This window comes from Leptospira mtsangambouensis (genome assembly GCF_004770475.1).
In the GTDB taxonomy this organism is placed as follows: Bacteria; Spirochaetota; Leptospiria; order Leptospirales; family Leptospiraceae; genus Leptospira_A; species Leptospira_A mtsangambouensis.
This window is the reverse complement of sequence record NZ_RQHK01000017.1, coordinates 477,525-497,729: the sequence shown is the minus strand read 5'-3', so window position 1 is coordinate 497,729 and position 20,205 is coordinate 477,525. Positions and strand designations below refer to the sequence as shown.

The following is a 20,205-nucleotide window of genomic DNA, read 5'->3' as shown; positions in this document are numbered from 1 at the left end:
TATAGGATCAAATTCTTCGGAAAAGGAGTAGATTCTTTATGAAGAAATCGCTTATCGTATGTGCCTCTCTAATCGCATTTGTTGTATCTTGCGGATCCAATGATGGAGGCAGAAGAGACGCTACGACCGTAGGTAAAAATGGTTGGATTTTTGAAGGTTGGGCTTGTGCACCTGATGCCGCTGCTGCAAAACGTGGTGAGAGCCCTGCTGAATATTGCAAAGGGAAAGAGAAAGAATACGATTATCTTTACATGAAATTTTCTGCACGTGCTTCTGACAAAGCTATCAAAGCTAACTCGGTTGCAATGAAACAATCCACTTGCCGCGAAGCAGCTCGTCTTCAAGTTGCTGGTGATGGTTTGAAAAAAATCTTAGGTGAATACTTAGAACAAGCTTCTGGTGTATCTGATGGTCAATCCACAGGTTCCGTAATTGTTTCTGAATCAAAAGGTATCATCAAAGGTGTTGGGGTTTATGACTGCTGCTCACTTAACAATGAAACAGGAATTTGCGCAAATGTTGGCGAACCTGAAACTTGGGAAGAATGTCAGTGTGTTGGATACTTGCGTTATGCAGGTGGACAAAAAGCTCTTGAAGCAAAGGCAACTGCAGCTCAGTAATCTGACTGTTTAGCATTCAGTTTCAAAGAAGGCCTCCTTTTTAGGAGGCTTTTTTTTTAGATAAATAGAAAGTTACTTTTTTAATTTTGGATCAAAGTAGTGTTTATGGATGAACTCCTGCACTACCTTGTGTTCCGCCGCAGCCAAAGGTTGAAAGATTACCGAAGTAGTTTTACCTGCTGTTCGATGTACGGTACCAATAATTTCTAACGGATTTTGGTGAAGCGAAAACTGAATTTTTACTTGGTCACCTTCATAAAAGATTGCAGTTGTTTGGAACGCAAGTCCACCTGTTCCCAAATCAGAAAGATGTCCAGTAACGCTTGAATTTTTTGATTTGATGAGTTCTACCGTACAAGGTACATCCAACTTCACACGTGCATCTTTACGTTTTTGTTTTGCTCCGCCATACTTACTATAACTATCAGAAAATATTGACTGCTTTGAATCTGCCATTTTAACTTCCTTTATGCGAGACTAACAAACGTTTCACAGTTGATATTCTCGTTTTTTATTTCGCTTGCTTCCAAAAATTTGGAATCCATTTCTACGGACTCCAATCTATCTATAAATTGATTAACGTTTGTAACGGATAAAAGTTCTCTTTTTGTTTCTTCAGGGAATCCTGTATTCTCTATATATCGTATAAAATGCTTTCGAAAAAGTATCAAAGCATAATCATCTTCGGAAGGATAAAAATTTAGCATTAGGTTTAAATGTTCCAAAATGACTTCTTTGATTTCGAACCAACCAACTTCTTCTTTTGGCTTTTCTGAAAAAATCCAGGGATTTCCAATTGCCTTGCGACCGATGAGAACAAGATCCACACCGTAAGTTTTTTTCTTATTTATTGCCTCTGAGAAACTGGCCACATCTCCATTTCCAAAAATGGGAACATTTGCTTTGGATTTGATTTCACCAATTGCATTCCAGTCAGCTTTTCCAGTATAGGCCATTGCCTTCGTCCTTCCATGCACAGAAATCGCCGATACACCCGATCCTTCTAATACTTTGACTGTTTCTAAATAATTTAAGGAATGAGAATCCCAACCAAGGCGAATCTTTGCAGTAACAGGAAGCTTTGTTTTTTTGCGTATTCCTTCGATCATAGCACCTGCCAAACGAACATTGCGTAAAAGCCCTGCTCCTGATCCGTGGTGGGAAACTTTGGCCACGGAACATCCCATATTCAAATCAATGACATCGGGTTTTTTTGAAGCTGCAATTTCAGAGGCATTGACAACCGTTTCTAAATCGGAGCCGAAAATTTGAAAAAAAACGGGTCGTTCTGTTTCTAAATAACGAAACATATCCAACGACTTTGTATTTCCCATTAGCAGTTGTTCTGTGGAAACAAATTCCGTATAGGCAAAGGCAGAACCAAAACGCCTAGTAATTTGCCTGTAAGGACTGTCTGAAATCCCAGCCATCGGAGAAAGAACAACATCACCTTTGATTGTTACTCCCCCGATGGTAATCATAATTCCTCTTTATTCCGAATCGGTCTCTGTATCTCTAACAACTGCAAAGTCTTTCACAAAGTCTTCATCTTTGGTATTAACAACTTTGACTCCCATGGCAGATCTTCCAACCATTGAAATGGTTTTCACTTCAACTCGGATGGCCATCCCTGATTGTGTGATGACAAGAAGTTCGTCCTCTTCTCTTACGGAAGAGACACCTACTGCCCGCCCATTCTTTTCGCCTATCTTTAAATAGGTCATTCCCTTCCCACCGCGACCTTTGGTAGAAAATTCTTCGAAGTCAGTGCGTTTACCAAATCCGTTTTCGGAAACACAGAATAGATTCGTTCCTGGTTCTACTTTTGTAATTCCCGCAATGGCATCATCATCTTCCAACTTCATTGCTGTGACACCAGAAGCAGTTCGACCTTGCGAGCGAAGTTCGTTCAAATTCATTCGAATCGCGAGTCCATTTTTACTTCCAATAAATACATCGTAGTTACTTGGATTGGCAATTACATCGATTAGTTCATCACCATCACGAAGTCCTATAGCAATGATTCCGGATTTTTTAGTATTAGTAAATTCATCCAACTGGATCTTTTTCACAAACCCATCTCTTGTCACCATGAGCAAATAGGATTCATCAAAATTTCTGAAAGTGAATAACGAAGTAATGATTTCATCATCATTCAAATTGATCACGGCTTTTAATGATTTTCCTCTGGCTTCTTTTGATCCAATTGGTAGTTCATATACTTTCATTAGGAAAGCTCTACCTTTATTGGAAAAGAGCATTAAGTTATCATGAGTCATAGCACTACTTAGTTTTTTAACAAAGTCTTCTCTTTTAGTCGAGATTCCCTGGACTCCCTTTCCACCACGTTTTTGGCGACGGAAAGTATCCATAGGAAGACGTTTGATAAACATATCTTCTGATAACTGAACCACTACTTCTTCATCTGCAATCAAATCTTCTGCATTAAAAGTAGAAGATTCCAAAGATTCTAAACTAATCTCTGTTGTGCGATTATTCCCAAAAGATTGAGAAACTTTTCCAAGCTCGTCACAAATGATAGATTTCACTCGTTCTGGTTTGGCAAGAATGTCCTCTAGGTCAGCAATGAGAAGTCGAACTTGTTCCAATTCTTCAATGATCTTTTGCACTTCTAAAGAAGTTAAACGTTGCAAACGCATTTCCAAAATCGCATCTGCTTGGATTTCAGAAAGGGAGAAAGTTGCCATGAGGGAACTTTGTGCTTCTTTTACATCTTTGGAAGCACGTATGATACGAATCACTTCATCGATATTATCAAGAGCAATGCGTAATCCTTCTAAGATATGAGCTCTTTTTTGCGCTTTATCTAAATCAAATTCCGTACGTTTGACAACGACTTCATTTCTATGATCTGCATAGGATTTTAGAATTTCTTTTAGTGAAAAGATTTTTGGGCGATTGTTTAAAATCGCAAGCATTGTAATTCCATAACTCACTTGTAGTTGTGTGAGTTTGAAAAGTTGATTTAGAATGACCTGAGCGTTTGCATCTTTTTTAACATGAATCTCAACTCGAATTCCCTTTCTATCGGAAAGATCTAAAATTTCAGAGATACCTTCTATGATTTTCTCATTCACAAGTTCCCCGATTTTTTCGAGTAAGTTCTTTTTGTTTACTTGGTATGGAATTTCATTAATGACAATGATCTCACGACCCTTGTTGTTTTCGATGATATCAACTTTGGACCGAATGCGAATGGAACCTTTTCCTGTGGCATAAGCTTGGTATAAACCTTCCCCTCCGATAATAGTTCCACCTGTTGGAAAATCTGGTCCCGGAAGAATTTTCATTAGTTCCGGCAGTGTGATGTCTGGGTTTTGAATGAGAGCAATGACAGCATTTACCGATTCTTTTAAGTTATGCGGTGGAATATTCGTTGCCATACCTACAGCAATTCCTGTTGAACCGTTTACTAAAATATTTGGAAAATTTGCTGGTAAAACATCAGGCTGTTGTCTCGTATCATCAAAGTTTGGTGAAAAACTTACAGTATTTTTTTCGATGTCTTTAAGAAGTTCTTCCGCAAGTTTCGTAAGTTTAGCTTCTGTATAACGATATGCCGCAGCATTATCACCGTCGACAGATCCAAAGTTTCCTTGCCCATCGATCAAAGTTTCTCGCATGGAAAAAGTTTGTGCCATACGAACCATTGTTTCATAAACTGCTGAGTCACCATGTGGATGGTAGTTACCAATCACTTCCCCAACAATTTTCGCTGATTTTACATAAGGACGATCTGATCTCCAGGCTCTTTCATTCATCGCATGGAGAATACGTCTATGAACTGGCTTTAATCCATCCCTAACATCAGGAAGGGCTCGACCTACAATTACACTCATCGCATAATCAAGGTAAGCTTCCTTCATTTGGTCTTCAATTTCCACCGGAATGACCCGCACACCAGATTTAAGAGCGCCGGCTACGTCTGGTCTACCGGAAAGATTCAGTGCTAAGGTTTTGTTTGATTCGTTTTCTTGGCCGTTTTGTTCGGTCATTTTTTTATCCTAATTCCGATTAAAGATCTAAATTTGCAACTTTGTAAGAATTCGCTTCGATGAAACGACGACGTGGAGATACTTCATCACCCATAAGAATATTAAATGTATCTTCTGCTTCCACAAAGTCTTTTAACTTTACTTGTAACATAACACGTTCTTTTGGATCCATTGTGGTGTCCCAAAGTTGTTCTGGATTCATCTCTCCAAGTCCCTTGTAGCGCTGGATCACAACTTTGTCATTGGGTCTTGCTCTAAGAATTTCTTCCTTTTCCCTGTCAGAGTAAACATAGACAGCTTCTCTTCCAAACTTCAAAAGATACAATGGAGGTTGTGCCACAAACAAAGATCCTTGTTCGATGATTGGTTTCATATACCGGAAGAAAAAAGTAAGTAAAAGTGTTCGAATATGAGAACCATCCACATCCGCATCTGTCATAATGATGATTTTTTTATAACGAAGTTTTTCCACATTGAATTCATCATCTCCAATTCCTGTTCCCATAACTGTGATTAAAGTGCGAATTTCTTCATTAGATAAAATTTTATCCAATCGTGCTTTTTCAACGTTTAGAATTTTACCTTTGAGTGGAAGGATGGCTTGGGTATTTCTATCTCTTCCTTGTTTTGCTGATCCACCCGCCGAGTCTCCCTCGACAAGATACAATTCGCAATGTTCAGGATCTTTTTCAGAACAGTCGGCTAGTTTTCCGGGAAGGCCACCACCTTCTAAAACAGTTTTACGTCTTGTCAAATCACGAGCACGTCTTGCTGCTTCTCTTGCTTTCGAAGCTAAGATACATTTTTCTAAAATCTTTTTGATCACAGCAGGGTTTTCTTCAAAGAATCGATTGAGACCCTCACCTGTAATTGTTTGCATAAGACCTTTTACTTCCGCGTTCACTAACTTTTCTTTTGTTTGTGAGTTGAACTGTGGTTGTGGGATTTTGATAGAGATAACAGCACAAAGACCTTCTTTGATGTCATCCCCTTGTAATCCATTGGGTTGTTTTTTGAAAAGAATTTGGTCTTTCTTTAAATGGTCATTTAAAGTTCTCGTAAGAGCGGTTCTAAAACCTTCTAAGTGAGTTCCACCTAAGTTGTTATTAATCGCATTGGTAAAACAAAAAATATTTTCGCTATAGGTATCGCAGTATTGGAGAGCAATTTCTGCCCAAACATTTTCTTTTTCACCGACAAAGTGCAGAACTTTGTGCAAAGGATGTTTTGTTTCCGTTATATATTCTACAAAAGAAACAATCCCTCCATCAAATTTAAATTCATGTTTTGCAATTTCGTCTTTTCTTTGGTCTTCAATCCGAATCAGAAGCCCTTTGTTTAAGAATGCGATTTCTCTAAATCTTGCAGAAAGGGTATCAAAAGAAAAATCAACAGTAGTAAATATAGTATCATCCGCTTTAAAACGAACAACTGTTCCGCGGTGTGTTGTATCACCGATAATTTTTACATCTTCAACAGGAACTCCTGCTTGGTATTTTTGGTAGTGTAGTTTTCCATCTTGGTGGACTTCTACTTCTAAATAAGTGGAAAGGGCATTCACGACAGAAACCCCTACCCCGTGCAAACCACCAGATACTTTATAGGCATCGTTTTCGAATTTACCACCAGCGTGTAAAATGGTTAATACCACTTCAATTGTGGACTTACCCTTATCCGGGTGAATTCCAGTCGGAATCCCACGCCCATTATCCCGAACTTCTATGATATGGTCTGGTAAAATGCGGACATCAATTTCTGTACAATGGCCTGCCATTGCCTCGTCCACAGAGTTATCCACAACCTCATAAACCATCTTATGTAGGCCGGACTCATCTTGGGTTCCGATATACATTCCGGGGCGTTTCCGGACCGCTTCTAGACCCTCTAGGATCTTGATTTTCGAGGCTGAATAGGCATTTTGATCGGTTTGGTTGGACATAAATTTATGAGATACCCTATAGGAAGTATCCTAGAAAGACCCTCGAAGGGCAAGTGAAATCGGGGAGATTTAAGTGACTTAAGACCTGGGATTTTGGAATTCGTTTCCTGTTTTAAATTGAATTTTTTCCAATAAAACTGGGTTCGTAATTGCATTTGCTTTTGTTAAAATTTCGGTTTTTTGGAACTCCAATTCCTGAGAAATCATGGAATGTCGACAAACAACTGTGAGTTTTTTCCCATCAATGGATTTCGGAAAACTTTGTTTCCCAAAGTAATCCCCTACAATTTCGTTCCAACGAAGTCGTATGGTTTTCAGAATTTGGTCCCGAAAGACAGCTTCCCTATCCATGCCCATTTTTTCTAAACTTTGGAAGAGTTCTGAAAGTTCGACTTTTTTCATTTCTCTGAAAACACCTTCACTTTTCCTGCTTCGACTTGATAAATTTCTTTATCAACTGTTAGGTTACCGACATATTCATGAATTCCTTCTAAATCTGTGGTTGTAAAAAATGCCTGTCCACATTCCGAAATCAAATTCACAAAGTATTCTCTTCTTTTGACATCCAGTTCCCGAATGATATCATCAATCAGTAGGACAGGTGCTTCTCCCGTTGTGTCACGGATCATCTGGAAACAGGCTGTTTTCAGAGCTATCACAGCACTTCGTTTTTGGCCTTGGGATCCAAACCCACTCAAATCTTTATCATCAAATCCAATCGGAAGTGTATCGCGATGATTTCCGCAACTCGTATAACCGATGGCTCTGTCTTTTCGTAGATTATCGGTTAGTTTTTGCCTATGTTCTTCTTTGGATGCGATATTGGGTTTGTAAGTTAAAAAGAAGGGATCTTTTCCAGAACTTAATTGTTGCAAATTTTTATGAAAGTACCCGGCTAAGGTTTCAATTGTCTTCATCCGAATTTCTCGAATTTCTGCATCGTGTTGGATGATGGGTTCATCCCAAATTCCTATTTCCCGATCGGAAGAAGTTTCTTTTTTCAAAGCCGCGTTCCTTTGTTTTACCAAACGATCATATTCGATGAGTTGTTTTAAATAATACCGATTGGTAGAAGAAATAAAGGCATCAAGAAAACGGCGACGTTCTACATTTCCATCTTCAATGATCAGGATATCCGGTGGACTCATCACAATCGAACGAAAGTATCCTACATAGTCAGAGATTTTTTTAAATTCTTCGCCGTTGACTTTGAGTTTTTTTCGTTTGGAATAGGAATGTTCAATTCCATATTCAAATAAATACTCATTTTCTTCCGATTCAAATTCAGCACGAATGAATGTATCTTTTGTATCCCAACGAAGGAGTTGGTTTTGGTCTGATTCGCGAAAACTTTTTAAATAAGAAAGAAGTGAGATAGATTCGAGAAGGTTTGTCTTACCTTCTCCATTGTTTCCAATAAAAAAAATAAGACGTGATTTAAATGTTAACTGAGTTTCTTCGTGGTTTCGAAAATTCTTTATGTAAATTTTCTTTAGAAACATTAAAGTTTCATTGGCATAATGACAGAAACAAAGTCACTATCAGATGGATCTTTAAAAAGAACAGGAGCACTAGAAGTTGTAAATTCTAAAATCACTTCAGGGTCATCCACAGCTTTTACTACATCACTCAAATAATCACCTTTAAACGCAATGGTGATTGCTTCCCCATTGTATTCAATTGGCATATTATGATCAAACATCATGGTTCCAGGATTCGAAGAACTGATATTCACATTCCCTTTTGTAAAAGCCAAACGAATTTGTTTCGAAGGTTCTTCTGCTGAAATCAAAGCTTGTTTTAAAAAAGTCAAAAAGTCAGCTTTTACAACTCGAACAGATTCTGAAGTTTGTTTTGGAATGACTTGTTCGTAGTCAGGAAAGTTTCCATCAATGAGTTTGAAAAGAAGTTCTACGTTTCCAGATGAAACATAAATTTGTTCTTCTACAAAACCAATCTTTGCAGTTTCTTTTCCTTCCATCATTTTTAGCATTTCTCGAACTGCTTTGTGAGGAATGATCACTCCATTTTTAAATGGGAATTGTTTTGGAAACTTACGAACAATTTTAGAAAGACGACGACCATCCGTTCCAACAACAATTAAATCTGTGTTGTCTGGTTTTAAAAAGAGACCGTTAAAAACAAAACGAGTTTCTTCAATCGCCATCGCATAAGAAGTTTTACGAAACATCTCACGAATGGTTTGGCAAGGAAATTCAACCACACTTGCCTCATCCACTTTTGGAATGGTTTTGATATCTTCTGAATCTATTCCATTCACTTTAAATTTAGTGTCCATCTTACCACTGGCATCAGTGATAGTTGTTTCCGAGTTTTCTGATTGGTCAGTGGTAGTCAGTAAACTAGTATCAAAGTTTAAGTTTTTAAAAATACTCGATAACTGTTTTGCGGGAAGCGATGCCGTTCCTTTTTCTCCAATGGTGGAGGGAACTGAAGTTTTAATTGCGATCTCAAGATCGGTCGCGGAAAGATACACTTCATTGTCCCCAGTTTGGATTTTGAGATTGGAAAGAGCTGACTTGATTTCTCTAACTGAGATGACTCCATCCACTGAGTTGATTGCTTTTAGGAATTCTGTAGTATTGACAGTGAATTTCATTTTTCCTCTTCTTCTTATTTATATTATATATCTTTATATATATTATGTCGTTTCCGTTGGTTCTGTCAGTATGTCGATAAAGCCTGGAAACATCAATTTTTATTGAATTATGTCAGGTTTTTTCCTTTTTGCAACTGTCAATATTTATGTCACTTTGAACAAGTCATGAAAAATTTAAGGGACAATAAGGACTGACTATGTCCTATCGACAGTTTATCGACAGGTAATGGTCGGATTAGTCACAGGTTATTGGAAACTTATCTTATGTTTGATGCTATGAAACAGGTCTTCCCATTGGGATTCTGTTTTCATTCGCTCTTTGAATTTATCAATCCCGTGGATGACGGTCGAATGTGTAGTCGAAAAAATTCTTCCAATTTGTGCCTTCGGAACATGGAGGACATCATGGAGGAGGAGCATACAAAGATGTCTTGGTGGGATAAAATCCGCTTTTCGACTCTTTCCTAGTAAATCCTTGCGCGCAGTGTTGGTTCGTTCACAGACAAGATCAATGACCATGTCAGGACTGAACCCAATTCGCTTTTTATTCGTCAGAAAACGAGCTTCCGCGATCTCCTGAATTTTCTCTTCCGTAAGCAAAAAGTATTCATAAGCCTTTTTGTACAAAACTAAATCGTTTACGATTCCAATGAGTGCCCGTGAATCCCCTTCCAGTCGTTCTGCAAGCCAATGAAGGAGTTTGTCACTCGCAGGAATATTGAATTCAGAAAAATTGGTCCGTAAAAGTTCAACCCGAAGTGCTAAATCATGGGATTTGACATCTGCTTGGAGGCCATGCACAAATCGAGATTTTAACCTTTCGTGTAACGGAAGTTCGTAACTCGGTCTATCAGAAGCGATGACAATTTGGCGTTTCCTATCATAAAGAAAATTGAAAAGGGCAAAAAACTCCTCTTGAGTTTTTTCAGCCCCACCATTCAAAAACTGAATGTCATCAAAGAGTAAAACATTATAAGATTGGTATCGAATTTTGAAAGATTCCAGTGACTCACGATTGTTCTGACGAACTGTAAAAATAAATTCGTTTAAAAAAGAGGTACTGTTTACATACCTAACGGTTTTCCAAGGATCCTTTTTTTTGATCTCATTTCCGATCGCATGTAAGAGATGCGTTTTACCCACACCCACAGGCCCAAAGATATAGAGTGGATTGTATTTTCCCGGTTGTTCTGCCACACTTTTTGCGGCTGTGTAAGCAATGCGATTGGAATCAGAAGTGATATAATTGCTAAAAATGAATTCCGGATTTAGGTCTGAGTCAGACTCATCAAACTTGGATTGGATGACTTCTTTTAAAATTTGTGTAGAAGTTTCAGATTCCGCTAAAATAGAAACACGAAAACGATCACCTACTACTTGATAAACGGCGTCTTCAATGAAAGTTGTATACTTTGTTTCCACGTGGCGTTTGATTCCCGTGGAGGGTGCCGTCAAGTGAACCACTTGGTTGTCCCATTTTTCGAATTTGAGTGGTGCAATGAAATTGGAAAAGTACTTGGGAGGTATCTGTTTCGATATTTCTTCTAAAATTTCTTCCCAACGTCTGTCCAAGTTTCCCCGCCCTAAATGTGAAATCGGGTACTATACTTTTAGCAAGTAGGTAGAATTCAAATGAAAAATCGGAAAACGATCCAAACTAGAAAAAATAGTCGAACCGGATAAAAAAATTATGTCCCTTATTTGGTTTGACAGAAATTGTTCTTATAATTCTTGTTAGGTGTTCTTTATTTCGAACTATTTTTTATCGAGCTTAAAAGATTTTTTTGATTAAGTCGCAAGTCTTAAAAAAAGTTGTGATAAAAGAACATACTCTAAAGCAGGGATTTCATAATGAAGTTTCATTTTGAAGTCTAGGATGGCTTCGATCCTTCCTACATTGGCTTCAAAGTTTTTTTGTCTGTATTCATAAAGAAGTAACAAACAAATCATCTCTAAAAAATCAATTCCAGTAAGTCCTTCTTTGTTAGAACGAAATTCTCCAAGTTGGTCTCTTACCCAGTTTTCCAATTTAAAAAGTAAAATCGAATCGTGACAATGTTCTCTTACATTCTCATGCCACTCTTCCAAAAATTCATCAGAGATTTCAAAAGGATTGAGCGATCCACCATAGTAGAGTTTGGATTCGGTCATTTCATCTCTACGAATTTTTTTGATTTCATCTTGTGTGAGATAATTGAAGGGAACACAAACCGAACGGGAAACAATGGTTGGTTTTAAGTTTTTTAAATCGTTTACAATGAGAATGAACTTTGTGTGAGGAGGAGGTTCTTCTAAAGTTTTCAGAAGAGTTGTTTCTGCTTCATTGTTAATTCGATTTGCTTCAGGAAATAATACAACACGATATTCGGAAGTATGTGGTTTGAAAGGAATCCTAGCTGATAACAACCAACGAATGGTGAAATCTTCTGGATCTTTTTCTTTTCCAATGGCTATGTTTTTTCTTCTGGGAAATTGAATGAAGTCGGGATGGACTCCTTTCATAAATTGTCTGCAAGAATCACAAACACCACAAGAGGTTCCTTCTAAACAAAGAAGTTGCCTTGCAAATCGTTCTGCTGCCGTCCACTTCCCCACTCCATCGGGTCCGTAAAAAATAATAGATCCAGGAATTCGTGACCTATCTTTTAAAAAAGATTTTAGATAAGTCAGTGCAACATCTTGGCCTGACACTTGGTCGAATGAAAACAAAGCATCAGCCATTGGTCTTTAGTATACCGGAGTGAGCCAGCTCATATAGTTCGATTGCTCTCCTCGAACCGCTTCAAAAAAGATCGATTGGATTTTTTTAGTGATGGGTCCGATGTTTCCATTTCCAATCACACGACGATCCACTTCTTTCACCCAAGCCACTTGTACACCTGTGCCTGAAAAAAATAATTCATCAGCAATATAAAGTTCCGAACGAGCAATGTCTCTTTCGATTACTTGGTAACCTAAGTCTTTTGCAATTTGAATGATACTACGACGAGTGATCCCTTCTAAAATAGAAGAAGGAATGGTTGGCGTATGAATGACTCCATCACGAACAATAAAAAGATTTTCTGCAGAACCTTCTGATACAAATCCTCTCGCATCTAAAAAGATAGCTTCATCCATTCCATTTTGTACAGCTTCTGATTTTGCAAGAGCTGAGTTCACATACCCACCACTCACTTTGGAAAGAGTGGGAATTTGGTTATCAGAAAATCTTTGCCACGAAGAAACCATAGTGGTTAGTCCGTTTTGTGTATCGAGGTAATCATCCAACTTCAATGCATAGATGGTGATGTCTGCTTTCACATCATGGAAACGAGGAGAAAGTTGTAAGGCAGAAGTGTAAATGAAAGGTCTTAAGTATACATTTTGTTTAGCTTCATTTTTTCGAAGGAGATCCAAGATGATGGATTGGATTTCTTCCGGTGTGATTTGGATTTGCAGCTGCATGATCTTTGTGGAGTTCACAAGTCGTTTGCAATGTTCTGGCAATCGGAAGACATAAAGATTTTTTTTCGCTTCGTTGTAGTATCCACGGATTCCACCGAAGACGGCAGTTCCATATTGTAAGGCATGGGTTTGGACACTGACTTTCGCATCAGCGGAAGGAACGATTTTTCCTTCGAAGTATGTATAAGGGAATGAATTCTGAGCCATTGAGATTCCTATCCTTCCAATCTTCTGGAGTTTCAAAATTAGAAAATGAATTTTATCTTTTTTTCTCTCGAAGCTTAGGCCGATGATTTTGATATCGTTCTAAGGAGTAGATTGTCTAATCTCTCTCCCTCGTTTTTTTATTAGAACTGAATCACTAAGAAGACATAATATGAATCCATCCTTTTATCCTAACCAATTTGATTGTATCGTTGTTGGAGCCGGACATGCCGGAACAGAAGCTGCTTATATTTCTGCGAAAGCGGGACTCAAAACTTTACTCATCACAATGAACTTGGATACCATCGGGCAGATGAGTTGTAATCCTGCGATCGGTGGAATTGCCAAAGGACATATGGTTCGTGAAGTGGATGCACTCGGTGGACTGATGGGTCGGGTGATTGATCAAACTGGAATTCAATTTAAGATGTTAAACACATCGAAAGGTCCTTCCGTTTGGGCTCCCCGTGCACAAGCTGAGAAAAAACAATACCAGCTCATGATCAAACACCAGTTGGAAAAGTTACAAACACTCTCGATCCGACAAGACACAGTTGAGGATTTGCTTGTGGAAGGAAACCAAGTGACTGGTGTCATCACTGGCCGTGGTTTTACTTTTTATGCAAACCATGTGATCTTAACTACAGGAACTTTTTTATCCAGTGTGATTCATATTGGAACTTACCAAAAAGAATCGGGTCGTATTGGGGAACCTACAACCAAAGGACTTTCTCATACACTCGCTCGTTTTGAATTGCGACTCGGAAGATTAAAGACAGGAACTCCCGCTCGTGTTCATAAAAATTCCATCAACCTTGAGGGACTTGAAATTCAAGACGGAGATGAGAACCCGCGCCCCTTTTCTTTTTCAACTAGTAAGATTGATCGCAAACAAATTCCTTGTTACATCACTTATACCAATGACACCACTCATGAACTCATCAAACAAAACTTAGAATACTCACCGATGTATTCGGGTCAGATCAAAAGTGTTGGCCCAAGGTATTGTCCTTCGATTGAAGATAAGGTGGTTCGGTTTGCGGAAAGAGATCGCCACCAAATTTTTATCGAACCGGAAGGATACGAAACCAACGAGATGTATCTCAATGGAGTTTCCACAAGTTTGCCTGAGGAAGTACAATGGAAGTTTCTTCGAAGCATCAAAGGTTTAGAAGAAGTGGAACTCATGCGTCCTGGTTATGCCATCGAATATGATTTTGTAGATCCAACAGAACTAAATCCCACACTTGAAACCAAAAAAGTAAAAGGTCTTTATCATGCAGGTCAAATCAACGGAACCACAGGTTACGAAGAAGCGGCGGCCCAAGGACTTGTTGCTGCTTATAATGTGATTCGTTCTGTAAGAAAAGAAGAACCAATTCTTTTCAAACGAAGTGAGTCTTACATCGGTGTGCTTGTGGATGATTTGGTTTACAAAGGTGTCGAAGATCCTTACCGAATGTTCACAAGCCGCGCCGAATATCGCCTACTCCTTCGCCAAGACAATGCGGACCAAAGACTGATGCAGTATGGATATGAGATGGGACTTGTGGACGAGTCTCTTTATACAGATATGAAAGATCGGTATGCTCGGATCGATAAAATCAAAACGCAAATGTTTGTGACATCGATGAAGCCAACAGAGGAACTCACAAAAGTTTTGGAAGAGAAGAAGATTGAGAATTATAAGTTTGGCCACACGGTTGCTTCGTTTCTGAAACGATCTGATATCAAAATTGAAGACATCGAAACCTTTCTACCAGAACTAGAAAACTTAAATGAAGATGAAAAAGCAGTTTTGGAAATGGAAGTCAAATACGAGGGATATCTGAAACGAGAGTTGGAGACGATTGAATACCGTAAGAAGTTTTTAAACTTTCAGATTCCGAATGATTTTGATTACGCAAGTGTGAAAGGTTTGAAGACAGAAGCTGTGGTGAAGTTAGAAAAACACAGACCGATGAATTTAGAAAATGCTCTCCATATTTCAGGAGTAGATCCTTCTGATGTGGATCTTCTCCTCTATCATTTGGTGGACAGACGATAACTAAAAAACAAACGACGAACTTTCCTTAAAATCAAAAAGCCAAGAGGGATATTCCTTCTTGGCTTTTTTTTGTGTTTAGATTTCTTCGAATCGATTTTCGCAATTTAAAACTCTTTTGAGGTGCATTACAGAATTTCAGAGGCAGATTTTTGAAAGACTAATGATGCGAACTTTTAACTATCAGAAATCAAACTTTGAATTCAGATAAACCTTTCGCTATTTTACCTTGAGAGTCTTTTAAGTTCAATACTCAACATTCTTTGTTTTCAAATTACCGAATTTGAACATTCGATTACTAGACCGATCCCTACAATCTTTTTGAAAATCTATCTATTCGTAGACAAGCACATGGGTCTTTTCGAGAATCCAGTTGTCCCCTTGTTTCACGTGAAACGAGTGGGACTCTAAACTTCCATCGGCCATGTATTTTAATTTATGCACACGTCGGGTCTCACCTTGGAAGAATTCTCTTTCCACTAAGTTTCCTTTAGCATCAAACTTGAAATGAATTTCACCAAGTCCTTTCTTTTTGTCATCGGTGAGATATTGAATTTGAACATTCGGACGTTTAGGATCGATTTGAAATCGGAAAGATTCATTGTCTTTGGTTTCTAAGTTTTTACCTTCAGCAGCAAAAACATTTCCTTCGCCGTCACTCTCAATCGAATAAACAATCAGTAGTCTCCCTTCTCCGTCTTTCACGTTCATCTTTTTCAAAGAACGACCTTTGAATTGAAAATCCTTTCGTTCGACGAGATGACCACCGTTGTCATAAACTTCTTCGCTAGAAAGTAAACCATCGGTGTAACGGAAAGATGTTTTGCCGTCACCTTTCCCTTCTTTATCCGAATATGTTTCGGTGATTAATTTTCCATCACTGTTGTATTCGTATTCAGCAACATAAACAACCTGTCCTTCGCCGTTACGGACAATTTCTTTGTTTGGAACTTTTTTAACTTTTTTGAACAAGTAGGCATCTTTGTGGGACCACTTACCCGGAGTGTAACCTAAAATAGGAAAGGAAAGGATGATTAAAAAACTAATGATTCGAATCATGGAAAAGAGTTCTCCTACAGGAGACATCGGCGAATTCATTTAAAACGATAATACGATTATGTCAGAAAAAACCATCCAAGAAGAAATCCAATCCATCATCCCTGACCTGTTTCCTAAGTTGGAACCAGAGTTCGATTGGGAATTAGTGAAAAACTTTTATGAGTTTCTAAAACGAGACAACGAGAAAGGAGGATTCTTTTCTCGAAATGATTCAGAGAAAATTCTAGAGAGACATATTATCGAATCCCTGGTCTTTGTTTGGAAATTGAAAGTTACCGGATTTGTTTCACGTGAAACAAATGTGGCCGATGTTGGCACTGGGCCAGGTCTTCCCGGTTTTCTTTTTGCTCTCTTAAAAAAAGCACCGCATGTTTTTCTCGTGGATTCTCAAAAACGAAAGCTCGCACTTCTTGAAACAGAAATTGAAACTGGAAGCCTTTCCAAAGTCAAAAAGCGAGTGGACTTTATCTACGCACGGACAGAAGAGATTAGTTCCAATTTTGATGTAGTCACTTCAAGAGCGATGGTTCCTTATCCCTACATTGCTGAAGTCACAACACGAATGGTAAAACAAAAAGGAATCTTATGTCCCTTCCTTGCACAACCCTATCAAGATTTGGAAAAGGAGACAGAGGTTCTTAGCAATAATGGTTTCTTTATGAAAAAAGAAATCCCCATTCCTGAATTAGAGTTTGTGGGAAAGAGACATATAAAAATACTACAAAAGAATTCCCTTCCGAAAAAGGGATTCCCCCGCGACTGGAAAGAAATCGTAAAGGAGACGAAAAGCAAGAATGGGTAAAATTGTTTCTATCAGTAATCAAAAAGGTGGAGTCGGTAAAACGACAACAGCGATAAACTTGGCATCCAATCTTGTTGATTTGGGAAAAAAAGTTTTGCTCCTTGATATCGATCCGCAAGGAAACTCAGGCTCAGGTCTTGGGTTGGAAGTGCAGTCTTTACAAAAAACAACTTATGAAGTTTTGATTGGGGAACTCTCTGCAAGAGAAGCGGTTCAAAAAACATTCGTAAACAATTTGGATATCATTCCTTCCAACATCAACCTCTCCGGTTTGGAAGTGGATTTCCTCGGAATGGAAAGAAAGGAATTCAAATTGAAAGATGCTTTAGCATCTGTGAAAGAATCTTATGATTATATTCTAATCGATTGTCCTCCTTCACTCGGTGTTCTTACTATCAATGCCCTCTGTGCTTCTCAGTCAGTGATGATCACTTTGCAAACAGAATACTTTGCATTGGAAGGATTGTCGCAGCTCATGCGAATTATTTCTCTCGTGCAGTCGCAATGGAATCCATCACTCGCACTCGAAGGAGTACTTCTCACGATGTATGACAAACGAACTAACTTAGCAAACCAAGTTGCGGAAGATGTTCGAAACTATTTCAAAGAGAAAGTATATGAAACTGTCATTCCAAGAAATGTAAAATTATCAGAAGCACCTTCTTTTGGAAAACCAATCAACTATTATGATCCAGATGGTGTGGGTGCAAAAAGTTATAAAAGTTTAGCGGAAGAAATTGTAGGGAAGGCATAAGGTTATGGCACTCGGCAAAGGTAAAGTTTTAGGAAGAGGACTTGGGAATTTAATTCCTGTAAATGAAAACAATGTTGAGATTTCTAAAGAGGAACAAACGGGCCTAAGGGAAATTAAAGTCACAGAAATTTTACCAAACCCACACCAACCAAGAAAACAATTCTCTGATGCTTCCATCCAAGAGTTATCCAATACCATCACGGAACATGGAGTGATCCAACCCATCGTTGTGCAAAAGAATCCTTCGGGTTCAGGATTTCTTTTGGTGGCGGGAGAAAGAAGATTACGTGCGTGCAAACTTGCAGGCTTTGCTAAAATCCCTGCGATTGTTCGTGATCTTTCCGAAGCGGATATGATGGAACTTGCCCTTATTGAAAATATCCAAAGAGAAAATCTAAATCCTATGGATGAGGCTTTGGCCTATCAAGCCATTATCGACAAACGAGGATTAAAGGTAACTGATCTTGCGACTCGTGTTGGAAAAAACAGAGCTACCATTTCTAACTTAATTCGTCTTCTCTCCCTTCCTAAATTATTACAAGACTTAGTGAAGGAAGGAAAACTTTCGGAAGGACAGGCCCGCCCTCTTCTCTCTATCCCTGATCCTAAAAAACAATTGGAAGTGGGCCAGAAAGTAATCGCTGAAGGTTGGAATGTTCGAGAGGTAGAAAATTTTGTTTCTAATCTTTTACACCCAGATAAAAAATCGAAGTCGGCCTCTATGGGTCCTGACAAACGAGATGCGAGTATTGTAAAATTAGAATCCAAACTCAGAAACAAATACAGTTCCAAAGTGGAAGTGGCCCACAATGAAACGAATGGAAAAGGGAAAATTGTTTTTTCTTACGCCAACCTAAATGATATGGAAAGAATTTTAGAGCAGCTCGGTGTGAAACTGTAGTTTCGCTAGTCGCTCATACAATTCACTTTTTCGAATGAGTTCGTCATGGGTTCCGACGGACTCAATCTCCCCTTCTTTAATTACCACAATCTGATCCGATTTTACGACTGTGGAAAGTCTGTGAGCTATCATAATGGTTGTTCTTTCTTTCACTAAAAAATCTAAAGCCTGCTGAATCATTTGTTCTGATTCTGAATCAAGAGCCGAAGTGGCTTCATCCAATAAAAGAATTCTTGGGTTCCGAAGGATGGCTCTTGCAATTGCGATCCTTTGTTTTTGTCCGCCGGAGAGTCTTGTTCCTAAATGTCCTAAGTTGGTATCATACCCATTCGGAAGTTGGTTTAAAAATTCCGTAACATAAGCACTGGCCGCAGCCTTTTCGATTTCTTCGAAACTTGCATTTGGTTTTCCGTAGGCAATGTTCTCTCGTAAAGTTCCGCTAAAGAGAATGGGTTGTTGCGGAACAAAGCCAATGAGAGATCTTAAATCTTTTAATGCCAATTCTCTAAGGTCGACACCTTCGATAAGAATTTTTCCAGCAGTGGGATCATAGAATCTGAGGATGAGTTCAAAGAGTGTACTCTTTCCACCACCAGAGGGACCAACAAGAGCTGTAGTTTTGTTGGCAGGAATTTCTAAATGAATTCCTCGGATGGCTTTGTGTTCCGGACGAGATGGATATGAAAATTCCAAATGATCCAAATTGATTTTTAATCCCTTCTGTTTTGAGGTCCCGTTGAGAGATAAAGATCCATTCCCTTCCGTTGGATGTAAAACGTCTGCGATTGGTTTTGGATATTCTGGATCTTTGATTTCTGATTCGGATAAAAGAAGTTCCATCAATCGTTCGGTGGCACCAGCAGCCCTTTGTAAATCTCCAAGAACTTCAGAAACGGCACCAACACTATTGGCTACCATGATTGCATAAAAAGAAAATGCGATGAGTTCCCCACCGGTAATTTTTCCTTCGAGTACATCTGTTCCACCAATCCATAACATGACGCTGATTCCAGTAAGGATGAAAAGAATGACTGCCGCAATCAGAAGAGCTCTTTGTTTGATGCGAGCAACAGCCACATCGAAGGCTCCCTCGACAGTGTATGAAAACTTTTCAATGTCTTCTTCTTGGTGGTGGAAGGATTGTAGGATTTTTATATTGAGAAGGGATTCACTGACGTAAGTTCCAATGCTTGCAATTTTGTCCTGAGTGGTGCGGGATAAATTCCTTACTTTTTTTCCAAAGAACAAAATAGGAAACACAATGAAAGGTACACTGAAGAGAACAATCATCGTGAGTTTCGCATTGGTGATAAAAAGAAAAATAATTCCACCGACAAACATCAAAACATTTCTAAGGGCAATGGATGCGGAGGATCCGATTACTGTTTGGATGAGCGTTGTGTCGGTTGTGATTCGCGATTGGATTTCACCGGGAGAATTGAGTTCAAAAAAACTGGGATGGATGAAGATGATATGTTTGAACACATCCCTTCGAATGTCTGAGGCCACTCGTTCTCCAATCCATGAAACTGCGTAATGACGAATGTAAGTTCCGATCGCAAGGAAGATTCCGACTAAAATGATAAAGGCAAGTGAGTAACCTAATTCTTGTTTGGATCTAGCAGAAAACCCTGCATCCACCAAATGGCGTAAACCCTGTCCGAGCCCCAAAGTCACTCCGGCCGTAAAAAGCAGAGCCAGTGAGGAAAGGGTCATTTGGAATCTGTAAGGTTTTAAATAGGAAAAGGTTTTAGAGAGGACACGGAGATTTTTTGACTTAGCGCGGTCTGGAGTATGCAATG

Annotated in this window: 17 protein-coding genes; 5 read left to right on the top strand and 12 right to left on the bottom strand. The window is 38.8% G+C overall.

Going from position 1 to position 20,205, the window contains the following annotated elements; all coding sequences use genetic code 11:
• The first annotated feature begins 38 nt into the window (after nt 1-38).
• Nucleotides 39-620 carry a lipoprotein LipL21 gene (locus tag EHR01_RS14780; RefSeq protein WP_002972335.1) on the top strand — a complete coding sequence of 194 codons (582 nt, stop codon included), beginning with the start codon at nt 39-41 and terminating at the stop codon, nt 618-620.
• A gap of 72 nt (nt 621-692) precedes the next feature.
• Here the strand turns inward: EHR01_RS14780 and EHR01_RS14775 are convergent, their stop codons facing one another.
• The 10 genes from EHR01_RS14775 to EHR01_RS14730 all read right to left on the bottom strand — a co-directional run bounded on the left by EHR01_RS14775 (nt 693) and on the right by EHR01_RS14730 (nt 12,846).
• Nucleotides 693-1,076 carry a PilZ domain-containing protein gene (locus tag EHR01_RS14775; RefSeq protein ID WP_135695749.1) on the bottom strand — a complete coding sequence of 128 codons (384 nt, stop codon included), beginning with the start codon at nt 1,074-1,076 and terminating at the stop codon, nt 693-695.
• Nucleotides 1,077-1,087: 11 nt separating this feature from the next.
• Nucleotides 1,088-2,101 (bottom strand): tRNA dihydrouridine synthase, encoded by a 1,014-nt coding sequence (locus tag EHR01_RS14770; RefSeq protein WP_135695747.1) that lies wholly within the window; start codon nt 2,099-2,101, stop codon nt 1,088-1,090.
• 9 nt (nt 2,102-2,110) lie between these two features.
• Nucleotides 2,111-4,636 (bottom strand): DNA gyrase subunit A, encoded by a 2,526-nt coding sequence (gyrA, locus tag EHR01_RS14765; RefSeq protein WP_135695745.1) that lies wholly within the window; start codon nt 4,634-4,636, stop codon nt 2,111-2,113.
• Between the two features lie 19 nt (nt 4,637-4,655).
• Nucleotides 4,656-6,575: a DNA topoisomerase (ATP-hydrolyzing) subunit B gene (gene gyrB / locus EHR01_RS14760; RefSeq protein ID WP_135695743.1), complete on the bottom strand. Its 1,920-nt coding sequence runs from the start codon at nt 6,573-6,575 to the stop codon at nt 4,656-4,658.
• Between the two features lie 78 nt (nt 6,576-6,653).
• The gene (locus tag EHR01_RS14755) at nt 6,654-6,977 is read right to left on the bottom strand and encodes a DciA family protein (RefSeq protein ID WP_135695741.1); all 324 of its coding nucleotides are present in this window, start codon (nt 6,975-6,977) and stop codon (nt 6,654-6,656) included.
• On the bottom strand, nt 6,974-8,077 hold the full coding sequence (gene recF / locus EHR01_RS14750) for a DNA replication/repair protein RecF (RefSeq protein WP_135695739.1): 1,104 nt from the start codon (nt 8,075-8,077) through the stop codon (nt 6,974-6,976). The genes EHR01_RS14755 and recF overlap by 4 nt, the downstream gene beginning before the upstream one ends.
• Nucleotides 8,077-9,195, bottom strand: a complete 1,119-nt coding sequence (dnaN, locus tag EHR01_RS14745; protein WP_135695737.1) for a DNA polymerase III subunit beta — start codon at nt 9,193-9,195, stop codon at nt 8,077-8,079. The genes recF and dnaN overlap by 1 nt, the downstream gene beginning before the upstream one ends.
• Nucleotides 9,196-9,441: 246 nt before the next feature.
• Nucleotides 9,442-10,767, bottom strand: a complete 1,326-nt coding sequence (dnaA, locus tag EHR01_RS14740) for a chromosomal replication initiator protein DnaA (RefSeq protein ID WP_135695735.1) — start codon at nt 10,765-10,767, stop codon at nt 9,442-9,444.
• Nucleotides 10,768-10,983: 216 nt separating this feature from the next.
• A complete protein-coding gene (locus tag EHR01_RS14735) occupies nt 10,984-11,916 on the bottom strand; it encodes a DNA polymerase III subunit delta' (protein ID WP_135695733.1) in 933 nt (310 codons plus the stop codon).
• Between the two features lie 6 nt (nt 11,917-11,922).
• A complete protein-coding gene (locus tag EHR01_RS14730; RefSeq protein WP_135695731.1) occupies nt 11,923-12,846 on the bottom strand; it encodes a branched-chain amino acid transaminase in 924 nt (307 codons plus the stop codon).
• A gap of 169 nt (nt 12,847-13,015) precedes the next feature.
• On the opposite strand from EHR01_RS14730, the gene mnmG reads away from it, so the two are divergent.
• Complete coding sequence (gene mnmG, locus EHR01_RS14725) at nt 13,016-14,890, top strand: tRNA uridine-5-carboxymethylaminomethyl(34) synthesis enzyme MnmG (protein WP_135695729.1); 1,875 nt, start codon at nt 13,016-13,018, stop codon at nt 14,888-14,890.
• A gap of 330 nt (nt 14,891-15,220) precedes the next feature.
• Here the strand turns inward: mnmG and EHR01_RS14720 are convergent, their stop codons facing one another.
• On the bottom strand, nt 15,221-15,946 hold the full coding sequence (locus EHR01_RS14720) for a hypothetical protein (RefSeq protein WP_135695727.1): 726 nt from the start codon (nt 15,944-15,946) through the stop codon (nt 15,221-15,223).
• Between the two features lie 58 nt (nt 15,947-16,004).
• Here EHR01_RS14720 and EHR01_RS14715 point away from each other — a divergent pair, with 58 nt between their 5' ends.
• Genes EHR01_RS14715 through EHR01_RS14705 form a run of 3 tightly spaced genes read left to right on the top strand, consistent with a single transcriptional unit; the run spans nt 16,005 to nt 18,403 of the window.
• Complete coding sequence (locus EHR01_RS14715; RefSeq protein ID WP_135695726.1) at nt 16,005-16,748, top strand: RsmG family class I SAM-dependent methyltransferase; 744 nt, start codon at nt 16,005-16,007, stop codon at nt 16,746-16,748.
• Nucleotides 16,741-17,502 (top strand): ParA family protein, encoded by a 762-nt coding sequence (locus EHR01_RS14710; protein ID WP_100743669.1) that lies wholly within the window; start codon nt 16,741-16,743, stop codon nt 17,500-17,502. The genes EHR01_RS14715 and EHR01_RS14710 overlap by 8 nt, the downstream gene beginning before the upstream one ends.
• A gap of 4 nt (nt 17,503-17,506) precedes the next feature.
• Complete coding sequence (locus tag EHR01_RS14705) at nt 17,507-18,403, top strand: ParB/RepB/Spo0J family partition protein (RefSeq protein WP_135695725.1); 897 nt, start codon at nt 17,507-17,509, stop codon at nt 18,401-18,403.
• Here EHR01_RS14705 and EHR01_RS14700 read toward each other — a convergent pair.
• On the bottom strand, nt 18,377-20,203 hold the full coding sequence (locus tag EHR01_RS14700) for an ABC transporter transmembrane domain-containing protein (protein ID WP_135695722.1): 1,827 nt from the start codon (nt 20,201-20,203) through the stop codon (nt 18,377-18,379). The two genes, EHR01_RS14705 and EHR01_RS14700, sit on opposite strands and share 27 nt — an antisense overlap.
• Between the last annotated feature and the right edge of the window lie 2 nt (nt 20,204-20,205).